This is a genomic window from Enterobacter quasimori, from assembly GCF_018597345.1.
Taxonomy (GTDB): domain Bacteria; phylum Pseudomonadota; class Gammaproteobacteria; order Enterobacterales; family Enterobacteriaceae; genus Enterobacter; species Enterobacter mori.
On the sequence record NZ_JAHEVU010000002.1, the window covers coordinates 335,699 to 351,947 of the forward strand.

General features: G+C 55.8%; 15 protein-coding genes and 1 tRNA gene. 7 read left to right on the top strand and 9 right to left on the bottom strand.

The genetic code is table 11. The annotated features are described in order from the left end of the window. Positions 1-63 precede the first annotated feature (63 nt). Positions 64-1,713, top strand: coding sequence for a malate dehydrogenase (quinone) (mqo, locus tag KK102_RS09980; protein WP_089597942.1), 1,650 nt, complete (start codon positions 64-66; stop codon positions 1,711-1,713). 89 nt (positions 1,714-1,802) lie between these two features. Here mqo and eco read toward each other — a convergent pair whose 3' ends face one another. Further along, a complete protein-coding gene (eco, locus tag KK102_RS09985; protein ID WP_126544400.1) occupies positions 1,803-2,306 on the bottom strand; it encodes a serine protease inhibitor ecotin in 504 nt (167 codons plus the stop codon). Positions 2,307-2,515: 209 nt separating this feature from the next. Here eco and KK102_RS09990 point away from each other — a divergent pair, with 209 nt between their 5' ends. Next, entirely contained in the window at positions 2,516-2,776 is a 261-nt protein-coding gene (locus KK102_RS09990; RefSeq protein ID WP_010433451.1) for a DUF2534 family protein, read from the top strand. A 126-nt stretch (positions 2,777-2,902) separates the two neighbouring features. After that, positions 2,903-4,090: an MFS transporter gene (locus tag KK102_RS09995; RefSeq protein ID WP_126544401.1), complete on the top strand. Its 1,188-nt coding sequence runs from the start codon at positions 2,903-2,905 to the stop codon at positions 4,088-4,090. A 35-nt stretch (positions 4,091-4,125) separates the two neighbouring features. Here the strand turns inward: KK102_RS09995 and KK102_RS10000 are convergent. The 3 genes from KK102_RS10000 to KK102_RS10010 form a co-directional block, all read right to left on the bottom strand. Then, positions 4,126-4,202, bottom strand: a tRNA-Pro gene (locus KK102_RS10000). Positions 4,203-4,275: 73 nt separating this feature from the next. Continuing rightward, positions 4,276-6,033 (bottom strand): LPS biosynthesis-modulating metalloenzyme YejM, encoded by a 1,758-nt coding sequence (yejM, locus tag KK102_RS10005; RefSeq protein ID WP_216357487.1) that lies wholly within the window; start codon positions 6,031-6,033, stop codon positions 4,276-4,278. Between the two features lie 19 nt (positions 6,034-6,052). Next, the gene (locus KK102_RS10010; protein ID WP_001135586.1) at positions 6,053-6,280 is read right to left on the bottom strand and encodes a YejL family protein; all 228 of its coding nucleotides are present in this window, start codon (positions 6,278-6,280) and stop codon (positions 6,053-6,055) included. A 134-nt stretch (positions 6,281-6,414) separates the two neighbouring features. Here KK102_RS10010 and yejK point away from each other — a divergent pair, with 134 nt between their 5' ends. Beyond that, positions 6,415-7,422: a nucleoid-associated protein YejK gene (gene yejK / locus KK102_RS10015; RefSeq protein ID WP_008500957.1), complete on the top strand. Its 1,008-nt coding sequence runs from the start codon at positions 6,415-6,417 to the stop codon at positions 7,420-7,422. A gap of 50 nt (positions 7,423-7,472) precedes the next feature. On the opposite strand, the gene rplY is transcribed toward yejK, so the two are convergent. Both rplY and radD read right to left on the bottom strand, forming a co-directional pair. Next, entirely contained in the window at positions 7,473-7,757 is a 285-nt protein-coding gene (gene rplY, locus KK102_RS10020; protein ID WP_003859376.1) for a 50S ribosomal protein L25, read from the bottom strand. 125 nt (positions 7,758-7,882) lie between these two features. Continuing rightward, positions 7,883-9,643 carry a DNA repair helicase RadD gene (gene radD / locus KK102_RS10025; RefSeq protein WP_216357488.1) on the bottom strand — a complete coding sequence of 587 codons (1,761 nt, stop codon included), beginning with the start codon at positions 9,641-9,643 and terminating at the stop codon, positions 7,883-7,885. A 348-nt stretch (positions 9,644-9,991) separates the two neighbouring features. Here radD and rsuA point away from each other — a divergent pair, with 348 nt between their 5' ends. The 3 genes from rsuA (at position 9,992) to KK102_RS10040 (ending at position 12,536) form a co-directional block, all read left to right on the top strand. Next, positions 9,992-10,699: a 16S rRNA pseudouridine(516) synthase RsuA gene (gene rsuA, locus KK102_RS10030; protein ID WP_216357489.1), complete on the top strand. Its 708-nt coding sequence runs from the start codon at positions 9,992-9,994 to the stop codon at positions 10,697-10,699. A 16-nt stretch (positions 10,700-10,715) separates the two neighbouring features. Then, on the top strand, positions 10,716-11,912 hold the full coding sequence (locus tag KK102_RS10035; protein WP_126544405.1) for a Bcr/CflA family multidrug efflux MFS transporter: 1,197 nt from the start codon (positions 10,716-10,718) through the stop codon (positions 11,910-11,912). Positions 11,913-12,191: 279 nt separating this feature from the next. Beyond that, a complete protein-coding gene (locus tag KK102_RS10040) occupies positions 12,192-12,536 on the top strand; it encodes a YejG family protein (protein WP_010433471.1) in 345 nt (114 codons plus the stop codon). A gap of 3 nt (positions 12,537-12,539) precedes the next feature. Here the strand turns inward: KK102_RS10040 and yejF are convergent, their stop codons facing one another. From yejF to KK102_RS10055, 3 genes are read right to left on the bottom strand one after another with little or no spacing between them, the layout of a single operon-like run. After that, positions 12,540-14,129, bottom strand: a complete 1,590-nt coding sequence (yejF, locus tag KK102_RS10045) for a microcin C ABC transporter ATP-binding protein YejF (RefSeq protein ID WP_216357490.1) — start codon at positions 14,127-14,129, stop codon at positions 12,540-12,542. Further along, complete coding sequence (locus tag KK102_RS10050; protein ID WP_126544407.1) at positions 14,130-15,155, bottom strand: ABC transporter permease; 1,026 nt, start codon at positions 15,153-15,155, stop codon at positions 14,130-14,132. Continuing rightward, positions 15,155-16,249, bottom strand: a complete 1,095-nt coding sequence (locus KK102_RS10055; RefSeq protein ID WP_216357491.1) for a microcin C ABC transporter permease YejB — start codon at positions 16,247-16,249, stop codon at positions 15,155-15,157. Before KK102_RS10055 ends, KK102_RS10050 begins: the two co-directional genes overlap by 1 nt.

Consider the following 16,249-nt stretch of genomic DNA (forward strand, 5'->3'; position numbering starts at 1 on the left):
CCCCGCAGCTTTTTTCACCTGCAATTTCCACGCATCAAGCACTTTTACACTAAGGCATAAATTATGAAAAAAATGACTGCCATGCTCTTTTCTCTGGCCGTGGGGCTTAACACCGTCTCAATGGCGGCGAAAGCAGACGCACCAAAAGAGCAGGAAACGGACGTCCTATTAATTGGTGGCGGTATCATGAGCGCCACGCTGGGAACTTATCTGCACGAACTGCAGCCGGACTGGTCGATGACCATGGTTGAACGCCTCGATGGCGTGGCGCAGGAGAGCTCTAACGGCTGGAACAACGCCGGTACCGGACACTCGGCACTCATGGAACTGAACTATACGCCGCAGAAAAAGGACGGTTCCATTAGTATCGAGAAGGCGGTAGAGATCAACGAAGCCTTCCAGATCTCGCGCCAGTTCTGGTCACACCAGGTCAACAGCGGCGTGATGCACGATCCGCACTCCTTCATCAACACCGTACCGCACATGAGCTTTGTGTGGGGCGACCAGAACGTCAACTTCCTGCGCGCGCGCTACGCCGCGTTGCAGCAGAGCACCCTGTTCCGCGGGATGAAATACTCTGAAGATCATGCCCAGATCAAAGAGTGGGCGCCGCTGGTAATGGAAGGTCGTGACCCGAATCAGAAAGTAGCGGCGACCCGTACCGAAATTGGTACCGACGTCAACTACGGTGAAATTACCCGTCAGCTGGTCGCTTCTCTGAAGAAAAAAGAGAACTTCAATCTGCAGCTCAGCACCGAAGTGCGCGGCTTTAAGCGCAACGCGGACAACAGCTGGAGCGTGACCGTTGCGGATCTGAAAAACAACGAAGCCGAGCACGTGATTAAGGCGAAATTTGTCTTCATCGGTGCGGGCGGCGCGGCGCTGAAGCTGCTTCAGGAGTCCGGTATTCCGGAAGCTGACGACTATGCGGGCTTCCCGGTCGGCGGCCAGTTCCTGGTCTCTGAAAACCCGGAAGTGGTGAACCGTCATCTGGCGAAAGTGTACGGTCAGGCTTCCGTGGGCGCACCGCCGATGTCCGTTCCGCACATCGACACCCGTATGCTTGATGGTAAACGCGTCGTGCTGTTCGGGCCGTTCGCGACGTTCTCCACCAAGTTCCTGAAAAATGGCTCCCTGTGGGATCTGCTCAGCGCAACCACCACCTCTAACGTGAAGCCAATGATGGACGTTGGGCTGGATAACTTCGATCTGGTGAAATACCTGATTAGCCAGGTGATGCTCTCTGATGACGATCGTTTCGAGGCGCTGAAAGAGTACTACCCGCAGGCGAAGAAAGAAGACTGGCGTTTATGGCAGGCGGGTCAGCGCGTACAAATCATCAAGCGCGATCCTAAAGAAGGCGGCGTGCTGCGTCTGGGTACCGAAGTGGTGAGCGATAAAGATGGCACCATTGCAGCGCTGCTGGGTGCGTCACCGGGTGCGTCTACCGCTGCGCCAATCATGCTGCACCTGATGGAAAAAGTGTTTAAAGATAAAGTCGCCAGCCCGGAATGGCAGGCGAAGCTGAAAACCATTATTCCATCATACGGTACGAAGCTGAACGGTAACGTGGATGCGACGGAGCAGGAGCTGGAGTACACCAGCCGTGTACTGCAGCTGCAGTACGTGAAGCCGCAGGCTGCGGATGCTGCGCCAAAAGCGGAGCTGAAGCCTCAGGCGGAAAACAAACCGGTTGCGGATATCGCGCTGTAAGGTAAAAAAGCCGGGTGGCGCTGACGCCTACCCGGCCTGTGTTCGGTGTTGTTTTGTAGGTCGGGTTAGGCGAAGCCGCCACCCGACTTTTAACGAACTACGGCTTGACCGACAGTCTCATCGGCCTTCCACACGCGATACTTCACTTCCACGCTTTCAGGCGTATAGACCACGATCGGCAACTTGCTGTTGTAGCGCAGCAGGCTGTTATCGCCCAGATACGCGGTGACAAATTTCTTCTCTTTCTTACCGTCCGGACACGCCATCATGGTGGAAACCGGGGACGTCACTTTGTCGAAGACATAGTAGTCGTAACCCCAGCCTTCCAGCGTTTTGCTTTCCAGCTGACCGCCCAGGCGATGCTGGTTGCAGTCCACTTCCAGCGTCTTGCCAATTAACAGCTCCACTTTGAAATTCGCTTCATCCTGCTGTGCCGGCAGCTGGATCACCTGACGCTTCATCCCTTTATCCGCTTTCGGATACGGGGCGACTTTTTCCAGCGGCTGCTCTTTAGGTGTTTCGCTGGCGAAAGCACTGGTGCTGACACACGCGGCGGCGATGAGTGCGATGGCAAATTTAGGTGCGTTTTTCATTGTCATTCCTTTATGTCAAAACGATCCTGCACAGGTTAACATATCAATTATAAATGATTGGTGTTATTTACTTACATTTTCAATATCAATAGCGCAATAAACCACATATTTGCCATTTATGTGGTTGTTTGTGCTGGCATGGAGTCCGGCAGGCGTTTGTGTTATTTTAGATCCCCTATAATGTTATTCATCTGTAAAAGGGAAGAGAGATGGTTCGCGCAAAACTGAAAACGCCTGAAGGCCGTAAGTTCCTGCTGGCGCTACTGGTCGTGTTTATGATTGCTGCCGCATGCGTGGGGCGGGCCACCATTGTTGGCGTCATCGAACAGTACAACATTCCCCTCTCTGCCTGGACAACCAGCATGTATGTCCTGCAGTCGGCGATGATCTTCGTCTACAGCCTGGTGTTCACCGTTCTGCTTGCCATTCCGCTGGGCATTTTCTTCCTGGGCGGACGCGATAAGCACTGATCGTTTATCGGCGAGAATCAAGCCAGCCCCCCGGGCTGGCTTTTTTTATATCTGATGATATTTATTCGCATTTCCAGGATATTCTGTTTCGAACGAGATGCTTCTACAGAAAGCAGGAGATGCGCAATGTTATCCCGGTTTGCAACGCTCAGCCGGATCCCGAAAGGAGTCTGGGTTGTGGGTGGCGTCAGTATGCTGATGGATATCTCTTCGGAAATCATTCACAGCCTGCTGCCGTTGTTTATGGTTACGACGCTGGGTGCCAGCGTGATTTTCATTGGTTTGATTGAAGGCCTGGCTGAGGCCACGGCGCTGTTTATCAAGGTGTTTTCCGGCGCAATCAGCGACTACCTCGGCAAGCGTAAAGGGCTGGCGGTGCTGGGCTACGGTCTTGGCGCGTTGAGTAAACCGCTGTTCGCTATTGCCTCTTCCTCCGGCATGATCCTTGGGGCTCGCTTAATCGACCGGGTAGGGAAGGGGATCCGGGGTGCGCCGCGCGATGCGCTGGTTGCTGACGTGACGCCGCCCGAACTGCGCGGTGCGGCGTTCGGTCTGCGTCAGTCTATGGACACCATTGGTGCATTTCTCGGGCCGTTGCTGGCTGTCGGGTTAATGCTGCTTTGGAACGACGACTTTCGCACCATATTCTGGATCGCGGTGATCCCCGGCGTGCTCGCCGTGGCGCTGCTTTTCTTCGGCCTGCATGAGCCGAAAACCCCTGTCGAGCATAAACGCACGAATCCCATCAAAAGAGAGAACCTCAGGCGCCTCGGCAAAGGCTGCTGGTGGGTCATTGGTCTGGGGGCCATCTTCACGCTCGCACGTTTCAGTGAAGCGTTTCTGGTGCTTCGCGCGCAGCAGTCGGGCGTCCCGCTGGCGCTGATCCCCCTGGTGATGGTGGCCATGAACCTGCTCTATTTCCTTTCAGCATATCCTTTTGGCAAGCTCTCAGACTCAATGAGCCACACCCGACTGCTGCAGTGGGGATTGGTGGTATTGATTGGTGCCGACGTTGTGCTGGCGCTGAGTTCCCACTGGGGCGGGATTATTTTAGGCGTTGCGCTGTGGGGCTTGCACATGGGGATGACGCAGGGACTGTTGGCGGCAATGATCGCGAAAACCGCCCCAGCGGATTTACGCGGCACCGCCTACGGCATTTTCAGCATGGTCAGCGGTGTTGGCTTGCTTATTGCCAGCGTGGGGGCAGGAGCGATCTGGGAAACGGCTGGCGCAGAATATACGTTTTATGCCGGGGCGGTGATTTGCCTGGCTACGCTGGTTTACCTGCGTAAAACGCCGGACGCGCTGCAATAAAAAAACCAGCCGTAAAAGGCTGGTTTTAAAAGTTTTGGTCGGCACGAGAGGATTTGAACCTCCGACCCCCGACACCCCATGACGGTGCGCTACCAGGCTGCGCTACGTGCCGACGCATGAAAGGAATACTACTCGATTCCTTTTCGAATGCAAGGGGAAGAACGCGCTAACTGGTTTATTATTAATCAGTTAGCGATAAAGCGTTTCTCGTCCGTCAGAACCTGCAACAGCAGGCTGAGCTGTGGTTTTTGGTCCTTCAGCTTCTCGCCCTTCAGGTTATAGGTCTGATAACTCCCGTTACTGTTCAGTACCAGCGTCAGCTCAGGCGTCGTGACCGCCAGCGTATTCCCGCCTGCGGCAGTCACCCAGTTGTGACGACGAGTGGCGCTAAAGAGATCTTGCCCCTGAGAGTACTCGTTAGCCGGCGTGCTGACGTGCAACAGGCGCTGCATCAATGTGGTCATCACATCTTTATGATCGGTAAGCATATTGATGCGCTGCGCAGGGGTACCCGGCCAGTGAACGATCAGCGGCACATGCAGGTTCGGACGTGACCAGGCCATGCTGTCCATATCGTCGCCCAGCGGTACGCCATGGCCCGCAGTGATAATCACTACCGTATTGTCCAGCTTGCCCGAGTCGTTCAGGGCGGTCAGCACGCGCGCAATTTGTGCATCAACATCACCTGCCGCACGAGCGTAACGACGGGTGAAGCCTTTCTGATTGCTGTCATCCGTTGTGCCGTTAAACGCAACCCAGGAGAACCAGCGGTTATCTTCCTGAGCGTAGCGCTGCAGCCAGTTAATCCACTGGTTTGCCGTCTGGGTGTCAGACTGGCTCTGCGCGGCAGGCAGAGAGAAATCAGAGAGCAGAGCCTGACGGTACAGCGAACTGTTGAAGCCATCGGACGCAAACAGCCCCAGCTGATACCCCTGCTGGTTAAGCCCGGTAATCAATGCTGCTGGCGTGCGTGAAGAGAGTACGCCATCCATGTAGCTCGGCGATATCCCATAGAACAGGCCGAAAATACCCGCGTCGGTTGAGTTGCCCGAGCTCATATGCTGCGTAAACGTGATGTTTTTATCCGCGAACTCCGCCAGTGCGGGCATCTGCTTCTCGTAGCGCGAATAGTTCAGACCATCAACGGTGATCAGCAGAACGTTTTGCCCGCGGCCCATGTCGCGATAGCGCAAATCGCTCAGCGGATACTGCACGCTGACCGCTTCCGGATTACCTTGTTCGACCAGTCGGCGCTGATACTCCTGCGCATCCAGCAGACCGTGTTTCTCAAGGAAACGACGTGCCGTCATCGGATACGAGAGCGGCAGGTTTGCGCGCTGCATGGTGATAGGACGATAGAAGTTCGCATCCGCCCAGATGTACATGAGGTGCGAACTGATGAATGAGATGAAAAAGAGCGCGGCAACGGGCTTCGCGTAATGGCGCCGCCGGGTGAGGCTTCGCAGCTTCTGCCAGCTCCAGGTGGCGAACAGCATCTCAATCAGAAGAATAATGGGCACGCTGATAAACATCAGCTGCCAGTCACGTGCGGTCTCGTTCTGATCGGGGTTAATGACCAGCTCCCAGACAATAGGGTTGAGATGCAGGTGGAAACGGGTAAAGACTTCGCTGTCGATCAGCAAAAGCGTCATCCCCGCGGTCGCAAGGATGGCGGACAAGAACCGCATCAGACGCTGCGACATGACGATAAACGTCAGGGGGAACAGGATGAGCAGATAGGTGGCGAATACCAAAAAGCTAAAGTGACCGACCAGGCTTACCCAGGAGTAAACACGTCCGATTAGCGTGGTTGGCCAGTCCGCCACAAACAGATAACGGCAGCCGAGAACCATCGCCAACAGAATGTTGAACAGGGCAAACCAGTGCCCCCAGCTGACCATCTGGGAGACTTTTTCACGGTAGCGCTGACGATTCGTCACCATAAACTGTTGTTCGTTTCCCTTAGTGTGCCTGGTCGTCGCTAACCGAGGACTGTAGTGCCTGGGCGAAAGATTTGGCGATCGCCTGACGTTGAGCCGGAGCAACGCTGGTGTTGATAAGGTTGGTAACCATATTTCCCAAAACCATCAGGGAGAGATCGGTTGGCGTTTTATGTTTTTCCAGTACGTTGACCAGCTCACTGAGCAGTTGTTCAACGTGTTCGTCACTGTAGCGGGAATGTTGTGGCATAAATCAAAATCAGTTTGTTGAGAGAAGGGCGACATATTACCGTAGCAACAGCTTTTTTTCCCCTTTTTTATCTTCTGTTGCACACATGCGCTGGTGGTGGTTGAATACCGCCCGGTCTAAAAGGAGAGTTTATCATGAGTCTGGAAATCAACCAGATTGCCTTGCACCAGCTTATCAAGCGTGATGAGCAAACCCTTGAAGTGGTGCTGCGCGATTCGTTACTTGAACCCACGGCGACCGTTGTGGAAATGATGGCGGAGCTGCACCGCGTCTACAGTGCTAAAAATAAAGCCTATGGTCTGTTCAGCGAAGAGAGCGAACTGGCGGACAGCCTGCGTCTTCAGCGTCAGGGTGAAGAGGATTTCCTGGCATTCAGCCGTGCCGCAACCGGACGTCTGCGTGACGAGCTGGCAAAATATCCGTTCGCCGATGGCGGTATCGTCCTGTTCTGCCATTACCGTTACCTGGCGGTGGAATACCTGCTGGTAACCGTGCTGAACAACTTAAGCAGCATGCGCGTGAACGAGCAGCTGGACATCAGCTCGACGCACTACCTGGATATCAACCATGCGGATATCGTGGCGCGTATCGATTTGACCGAGTGGGAAACCAACCCGGAGTCGACCCGCTATCTGACTTTCCTGAAAGGGCGCGTGGGGCGCAAAGTGGCGGATTTCTTTATGGACTTCCTCGGCGCCAGCGAAGGTCTGAACGCCAAAGCGCAGAACAAAGGTCTGCTGCAGGCGGTTGATGATTTTACGGCGGAAGCGCAGCTCGATAAATCCGAGCGTCAGACCGTGCGTCAGCAGGTTTACAGCTACTGCAACGAGCAGCTGCAGGCAGGCGAAGAGATTGAGCTGGAATCACTGTCAAAAGAGCTGGCAGGTGTGAGCGAAGTCAGCTTCCAGGAATTTACGGCTGAAAAAGGCTATGAACTGGAAGAGAGCTTCCCGGCGGATCGCAGTACGCTGCGTCAGCTCACCAAATTTGCCGGCAGCGGCGGCGGGTTAACCATCAACTTTGATGCGATGCTGCTTGGGGAACGTATCTTCTGGGATCCGGCCACCGATACGCTGACCATTAAAGGTACGCCGCCGAATCTGCGCGATCAGCTTCAGCGCCGCACCTCGGGCGGTAAATAGCAGGCACAAAAAACCCCGCAGAAGCGGGGTTTTTTTCGACAAGTTTGCGATTACGCGCGAACGAAGTCGATGTGAGTCAGTTTTGGCTTGAACGCGTGACGCTGAACAGCCTGAACTTTCACTTTTTCTTCTTTACCGCCAACAACGATGGTCAGAACTTCGCTGTAGAATTCAGCTTTGGTCTGCATGTTCCACACTTTGTCGTGATCCAGTTCGATTGCAACTGGAGCAGCTTCGCCACCGTAAACGATAGCCGGGAACTTGTTAGCGGTACGCAGGCGGCGGCTCGCACCCTTACCCTGCACGTTACGTACTTCTGCTTCGATAGTGAACATTGATTTCTCTCTGTATTTAAAACCCTACTACAGGCGACCCAGCAGCAGGTGAGTGTTCTGCCTCACGGATGTGAAGCGGGCGGCATTTTATACTCAAATGGCTCGCGCATCAACGAAAAGTCCCGTTAACCGCGCAATTCGTTTGCCCGGCGAAAGCGTCCTTCATAGTCAAAGACCTTCTCACGCACCTGCCAGAACTGGCCTTTTTTGCGGGCGACCACAAAATCCGGGGGGCGCAGCAGCGCCTGCTGGCGCACGATATCGGCAACGGTTATCCAGCGCAGTGGCACCCCCGGCGTGCGGGTGTGCGGGCGGATAAAGAGCTGCTCGAAAGCCGTTCTCTGCGCCGGCGTGTGCACCCGGAAACGCTCGCTGACGTCTGCGCCATCCTCATCGTAGTAGGTGATTTTCAGCCACTCGCCTTTTTCATCCGCACCGGGCTGTAAGGCCATGCCGGAACAGCGCAGCACCAGCGCATCCTTCAGCTTTAGCGCCGCTTTCAGCATGTCGTCCGGGTCGACCAGGAGCGTGTCACACTCCCGGCAGCGACGGGCGGCAATATCATTTTCGGCATTGCACTGCGGACAGTTTTTAAAGCGGAAACGAAAATCGCACTGCTCGCGATGCCCGTCATCATCTTCAAACCAGCCCTGACAGCGGCGGCCAAAGTGTTCGATCAGCGTACCGTCGGCGGTCGTTTTCCCCCAAAAGGTATTGGCAAACCCGCAGGCCGGACAAAACACCTGAACCGGCACGTTGTCGCTTTTGCCTTTGGGGGTACCGACTTCAGGGGAATACAAATCGTGCGGATTCCCGGCGTAATCCAGAATCAGGCAGTCGGTTTTTCCCGGCGAGAGACGCAGACCGCGGCCGACAATCTGCTGATAGAGGCTCACCGATTCGGTCGGGCGCAAAATAGCGATCAGGTCGACGTGCGGGGCGTCAAAGCCGGTGGTCAATACCGATACGTTAACCAGATAGCGGAACTGTTGGGCTTTAAAGGCCTCAATCAGGCCGTCGCGCTCCGGGCCGGGCGTTTCCCCGGTGATCAGCGCCACGTCGTCAGCGGGCAACAACCCGGTGATTTCGCGTGCATGCTCAACGGTGGCGGCAAAGATCATCACCCCTTTGCGCGTCTGCGCAAACTCTTCAATCTGGCTGATGATGTGCGGGGTAATGCGCTTTTGTTTTTTCAGCTCCTGGTTAAGATCCGCTTCGCTGAACAACCCGTTGCTTTGCGCCTGCAGGCGGCTGAAATCGTACTGAACGACCGGCATATCCAGCCGCTCCGGCGGCGTCAGATAACCATGTTTGATCATGTAGCGCAGCGGAAGCTCATAAATGCAGTCGCTGAAGAGGGCTTTCGCGTCTCCGCGCACCATGCCGTGATAATGGAAGTGATAAATCCAGCCTTTCCCCAGACGAAACGGCGTGGCCGTCAGGCCAAGAAGCCGTATGTGAGGGTTCACCTCTTTGAGATGCGTCAGGATTTGCTGATACTGGCTGTCGTCGTCATCGCTGATGCGGTGACACTCATCGACAATCAGCAGGGAAAACTCGCTGCGAAACAGATCCAGATTACGGGCAACCGACTGCACGCTGCCAAACACCACTTTGCCGTGACTCTCTTTGCGTTTTAGCCCGGCGGCGAAAATATCGGCCTCGAGTCCAAGCGCACAATATTTTTCATGGTTTTGCGCCACCAGCTCCTTAACGTGCGCCAGCACCAGCACGCGCCCGCGAGCCAGACGCGCCAGCTCGGCGATGACAAGGCTTTTGCCTGCACCTGTCGGGAGCACGATGGCTGCCGGTTCCCGATGTTTGCGGAACCAGGCGAGGGTGGCGTCGACGGCTTCTTGCTGATAGGGGCGAAGTGTAAAAGTCATAGGGTCTCGGTTTCGTTATTCCGCACATATACCCGTCATACTTCAAGTTGCCTGTGCGTTGGCTGCACTCGTTCACCCCGGTCACTTACTTATGTAAGCTCCCGGGGATTCACTCCTTTGCCACGTGACTCGGCCTGTGGCCTCGCCCCTACGGGGCCAGCGCAAGCGCTGTTCAAAACGCTATAGGCGTTTTGTCATGCAACCCGAATTATTTAGGGTATAGATAGTATGCCACGAAACTTTTTCCCTTGAGTGGCGCAACCAGACCATTATACTGAACCGTTCTTGACTGCTTCTTTTTCGGGCGCGTTGTCCGACTTCCAGCACCATTAAGGCTAAAAAGATTTCATGCGACTTGATAAGTTTATCGCTCAGCAACTCGGCGTAAGCCGCGCTATTGCCGGGCGCGAAATTCGCGCCAGCCGCGTTACCGTGGATGGCGACATTGTGAAAGACACCGCTTTCAAACTCCAGCCTGAACATCAGGTGGAGTATGACGGCAATCCGCTGACCCAGCAGCACGGTCCGCGCTATTTCATGCTCAACAAACCGGAAGGCTACGTCTGTTCAACGGACGATCCGGATCACCCGACGGTGCTCTATTTCCTCGATGAGCCAGTGGCGCACAAGCTGCATGCCGCGGGCCGTCTGGATATCGATACTACCGGTCTGGTGCTGATGACCGATGACGGTCAGTGGTCTCACCGCATCACCTCTCCGCGCCATCACTGCGAGAAAACCTATCTGGTCACGCTGGAGTCGCCGGTATCGGATGACACGGCAGAGCAATTCACCAAAGGCGTTCAGCTGCATAATGAAAAAGATCTGACCAAACCGGCGGTGCTTGAAGTCATCACTCCGACGGAAGTGCGTCTGACTATCAGCGAAGGTCGCTATCACCAGGTGAAACGGATGTTCGCCGCAGTGGGCAACCACGTTGTGGGCCTGCACCGTGAACGTATTGGTGCGATTGAGCTTGACCCGGATCTCGAGCCAGGCGAATACCGCCCGTTAACGGAAGAAGAGATCGCCAGCGTCGGTCTGCCTTCACGCTAAATTTCAGGAGAACTCTGTGACCACCAGGCCACACTCGTCTTTCAAGATCGTTTTCATCCTTGGCCTGCTGGCGATGCTGATGCCGCTCTCCATCGATATGTATCTGCCCGCGCTGCCGGTGATTTCCGCGCAGTTTGGCGTACCGGCGGGCAGCGCGCAGATGACGCTCAGTACCTATATTCTCGGTTTTGCTATCGGTCAGCTTCTTTATGGGCCGATGGCGGATAGCCTCGGGCGCAAGCCTGTTATCCTGGGGGGAACGCTGGTCTTTGCGGGCGCAGCCGTCGCCTGTGCGCTGGCGCAGAGTATCGATCAGCTGATCATCATGCGCTTTTTCCACGGTCTGGCCGCCGCCGCCGCGAGCGTGGTGATCAACGCCCTGATGCGCGATGTCTACCCGAAAGAAGAGTTCTCCCGCATGATGTCGTTCGTCATGCTGGTCACCACCATTGCGCCGCTGGTGGCCCCGATGGTTGGTGGTGCCGTGCTGGTGTGGTTCAGCTGGCACGCCATTTTCTGGATCCTGGCGGTTGCCGCGCTGCTGGCCTCGGCGATGATTTTCTTCTTCATTGATGAAACGCTGCCCGTCGAGCGTCGGCAGAAGTTCCACATTCGTACCACAATGGGGAATTTCGCCTCGCTGTTTCGCCATAAGCGCGTGCTGAGCTACATGCTGGCGAGCGGCTTCAGCTTTGCCGGAATGTTCTCCTTCCTGAGCGCCGGGCCGTTTGTTTATATCGAGCTGAACCACGTTTCACCGCAGCACTTTGGCTATTACTTTGCGCTGAACATCGTGTTCCTGTTTGTCATGACCATCATCAACAGCCGCTTTGTAAGGCGCGTAGGGGCGATCAATATGTTCCGCGCCGGGCTGTGGATCCAGTTCGTTATGGCTATCTGGATGGTGGTGAGCGCGTTCCTGGGGATTGGCTTCTGGGCGCTGGTGGTGGGCGTGGCGGCGTTTGTCGGCTGCGTGTCGATGGTCTCTTCCAACGCGATGGCGGTTATCCTTGACGAATTCCCGCATATGGCAGGCACGGCGTCGTCACTGGCGGGGACGTTCCGCTTTGGGATCGGCGCTGTCGTTGGGGCGCTGCTCTCGATGGCCACGTTTAACACCGCATGGCCGATGCTGTGGGCAATCGCTTTCTGCGCAACCAGCTCCATTCTCTTCTATCTGTATGCCAGTCGGCCGCGTAAAGCCGTTCACTAAAGCACGCTGAGGGCCCGAATCGGGCCTTTTTGTTGATGCATATCAACCAAAGCGCTGTTCGTTTACCCCGTGTTTGTTTCTTTTATGTAAAATCTATTTGTGTAAAAAGTCACATCATTGTATTTAAAAAGGTTGAGTTAGATCGCAGAAACGGGTACATATAGCGCCCACGCGAGCCTGCAATGCCTATAAAAACCGCTAATTAGTGCAGGTTTGCAATCATGTGATACTATAAATGTAAATAAATTGTGAAGTAATTTTTGCTTCCGGGGAACGAACGTGAATACATTACAACTCTCCATTGTCCATCGCTTGCCCCAGAGCTATCGCTGGTCGGCGGGCTTTGCAGGTTCGAAAGTTGAACCGATTCCGCAAAGCGGCGCAGGGTGCGAGAATTGTCTGGTTGCGCTCAAACTGCTGAGTCCGAGCGACGAAAATGCATGGCCGGTCATGGAGCGCCTCAGTCAGGCGCTGACGGATATCGAAGTGGATAGCTCGGTGCTGGAATGCGAAGGCGAGCCTTGCCTGTTTGTGAACAGCCAGGATGAATTCGCTGCCACCTGCCGTCTGAAAAACTTCGGCGTGGCGATTGCCGAGCCTTTCTCTGGCCAATATCCTTTCTGAGCGCTAGTCTGCTGACAGCAGCTGGCGCGTGTAGCTCTGCGTCGGTGCAGTGAATACGCGCTGGCACTCTCCCTGTTCGACGACTTCTCCCTGCCGCAACACAATCACCTGATGGCACAACGCCCGCACCACCTGTAAATCGTGGCTGATGAAGATATAGGCCAGCCGATGCTTCTCCTGTAACCCTTTTAACAGCGTCAGGATCTGCGCCTGTACGGTTCTGTCGAGTGAAGAGGTGGGTTCATCAAGAATGATCAACTCAGGTTTCAGGATCAGCGCGCGGGCAATGGCGATGCGCTGGCGCTGGCCGCCGGAAAATTCCGCGGGATAGCGGTGGCGCGTGGCGGGATCTAATCCCACTTCAGCCATGACGAGCATCACCTCTTCTTCACGTTGCTGAGCGCTCAGCGTGGGACGATGGACGCGTAACCCCTCTTCAACAATCTGCAAAATACTCAGTCTTGGGTTAAGCGAGGAGTTGGGATCCTGAAAAACAACCTGCATGCGTGGACGCACGGGCAACATCTGGTGAAGGTTCCGGGCGTGCAGCGGAATGCCGTCAAAGAGGATCTCACCCTGCGAGGCGATCAAGCGCAGCAGCGCCAGACCGGTTGTGCTTTTGCCAGAACCCGACTCACCAACCAGCCCCAGCGATTCACCGGGACGCAGAGAAAAGCGGATATCTTTCAGAACCGGGTTCCGATCGACAACGCGCCGTAAAATGCCTTTACGAACGGGAAATGAAACGCCCAGCCCCTCAACGCGCAGCAGCGGCTCGCTGTCGGCATCCAGGGGAACGGGGTCGCCGGAGGGTTCGCTGTTGAGCAGGCGCTGCGTATAGGGGTGTTGAGGCGCCGTCAGCAGCGAGGTTGCCGTATTTTGCTCGACGCATCGCCCGTTTTGCATCACCGCCACGCTGTCAGCGAGCTTTCTCACTATGCCCAGGTTGTGCGTAATAAACAGCAGGCTCATGTTCAGCTCGTCACGCAGTTCCCGCAGCAGCGTCAATATTTGCGCCTGAACCGTCACGTCCAGTGCCGTCGTCGGTTCATCGGCGATCAGCAGTTCAGGACGCGTCAGCAGCGCCATGGCGATCATCACGCGCTGACGCTCTCCGCCGGAGAGCTGGTGCGGAAAATCGGTCAGCCGTTTGGCGGCATTGCGAATGCCCGTGCGTTCAAGGCAATCGAGAATTTCACCCCGCGCCGCCTCTTTGCGCATGCCCCGGTGAAGTGACAGCACTTCGTAGAGCTGTTTTTCCAGCGTATGCAGCGGGTTGAGCGAGACCATCGGCTCCTGAAAAATCATGGCAATCTTATTGCCGCGGATCCCGCGCAGGGTTTGCTCATCCGCGTGCAGCAGCGAACTGCCATGGAACAGAATGTCACCCTGCGGATAGCTAACCGGCGGGGAAGGGAGCAGACGCAGGATGGAGAGGGCCGAGACGCTCTTACCGGAACCCGATTCCCCCACCAGCGCCAGCGTTTCGCCTCGCTGGATCTTCAGTGACAGGTCATCCACCACCGTGCGGGTCTCGCCCTGCTTCGAAAAGGCAATAGACAGGTTTTCAATGCTCAGAAGAGGTTGCGTCATCTATACCGCCTTGTCGGGATCAAAGGCATCGCGCACGGCTTCGCCAATAAAGATCAGCAGCGAAAGCAGCACGGCCACTGAGAGAAACGCAGTGATGCCAAGCCACGGCGCCTGAAGATTGTTCTTGCCTTGCAGCAACAGTTCGCCGAGCGATGGCGAGCCGAGCGGCAGCCCAAAACCAAGGAAATCAAGCGAGGTGAGGGTGGTGATGGAACTGCACAAAATAAAGGGCAGAAACGTCAGGGTTGCGACCACGGCGTTGGGGAGCATATGGCGGAAAATAATCGCCCGATCGCTGACGCCCAGCGCCTGTGCGGCGCGGATATAGTCAAAGTTTCGCGTGCGCAGGAATTCCGCGCGCACTACGCCCACCAGCGCCATCCAGCCAAACAGGACGGTGATCCCCAGCAGCCACCAGAAGCCAGGCTGCACTACGCTGGAAAGGAGGATGATCAGAAACAGCGTTGGCATACCCGACCAGACTTCTATGATGCGTTGCCCCCAGAGATCGAGCCTACCGCCGTAATAGCCCTGAACGGCCCCCGCGACGACGCCCATCACGCTGGAAAAGAGCGTCAGCATCAGCCCGAAGAGCAGGGAGATCCGCGTGCCGTAGAGAATGCGCGCCAGCACGTCACCGCCGTTCGCGTCGGTTCCCAGCCAGTTCTGCGCGGAGGGAGGCGAAGGGAAGGGGGTTGAGGTAGCAAAGTTGATGCTGTTTGCGCCAAAGCGAATGGGGGCCCAGAGCGCCCAGCCGTGCCTGTCGATTTGATCGCGAAGCCACGGATCCTGATATTCAGCCGGGGTCGCAAACGGGCCGCCAAAATCACTCTCGCTGTAGTTGTTCAACACAGGCACATACCAGCGGTCGTTAAAATGCACCAGCAGCGGCTTATCGTTCGCAATCAGCTCGGCGCACATGCTTAAGATAAACAGCACGGCGAAGATCCACAGCGACCAGTAGCCGCGGCGGTTATGGCGAAAGCGTGCCCAGCGGGCCTGGTTGACGGGGCTTAAACGCGGCATCAGCGGCCCTCAAAATCGATTCGGGGATCGACCAGCGTATGGCTGATATCACTGATGATATTCAGCAGCAGGCCAATCAGGGTGAAAATATAGAGTGTGCCAAACATGACCGGGTAATCGCGCGAGACGGTGGCCTCATAGCCCAGCAGTCCCAGGCCGTTCAGGGAGAACATCACCTCAATCAGCAGCGAGCCGGTAAAAAACATGCTGATGAAGGTGGCCGGGAATCCGGCAATCACCAGCAGCATCGCGTTGCGGAAAACGTGCTTCCACATGATCTGTTTTTCACCCACACCCTTTGCGCGCGCGGTGACGACATACTGTTTGCGGATTTCATCAAGGAAGGCATTTTTGGTCAGCATCGTCAGGGCGGCAAAACCGCCAATGACCGTCGCGAGGACCGGCAGCGTGATGTGCCAGAAATAATCGGTGATTTTTTGATACCACGGCAGGGTGCTGAAATCAGCTGACACCAATCCCCTGAGCGGGAAAATATCGAAATAACTCCCCCCGGCGAAAAAGACGATAAGCAGAACCGCAAACAGAAACGCCGGAATCGCATAGCCGATGATGATGAAGGTACTGCTCCAGATATCAAAGCGGCTGCCGTTGTGGACCGCTTTTCGAATGCCCAACGGAATGGAGACCAGATAGATAATCAGCGTCCCCCACAGGCCAAGCGTGACGGAAACCGGCAGGCTTTGCTTAATTAACGTCAGCACGGACGCGCTGCGAAACAGGCTATCGCCAAAATCAAAGCGCACGTAATCCCAGAGCATCTTGAAATAACGTTCATGCAGCGGTTTATCAAAGCCGTAGCGATGGGTGATCTCGGCGATCACCTCGGGATCCAACCCGCGCCCGCCGCGGTAGTGGCTCTCGCTGATATTGCCCACGCCGGTCCTTGCGTGACTCGCGCCCATCCCTTCACCCCCGCCGCCGGGCATCCCCCCGCTGTGGCCAAATTCCACGGCGGCGATAGCCTGATCCACCGGCCCGCCAGGGGCAATCTGGACGATGAAAAAGTTAATCGTGATGATGGCCCACAGCGTCGGGATAACCAGCAGCAAGCGGCGGATCAGATAAGCACCCAT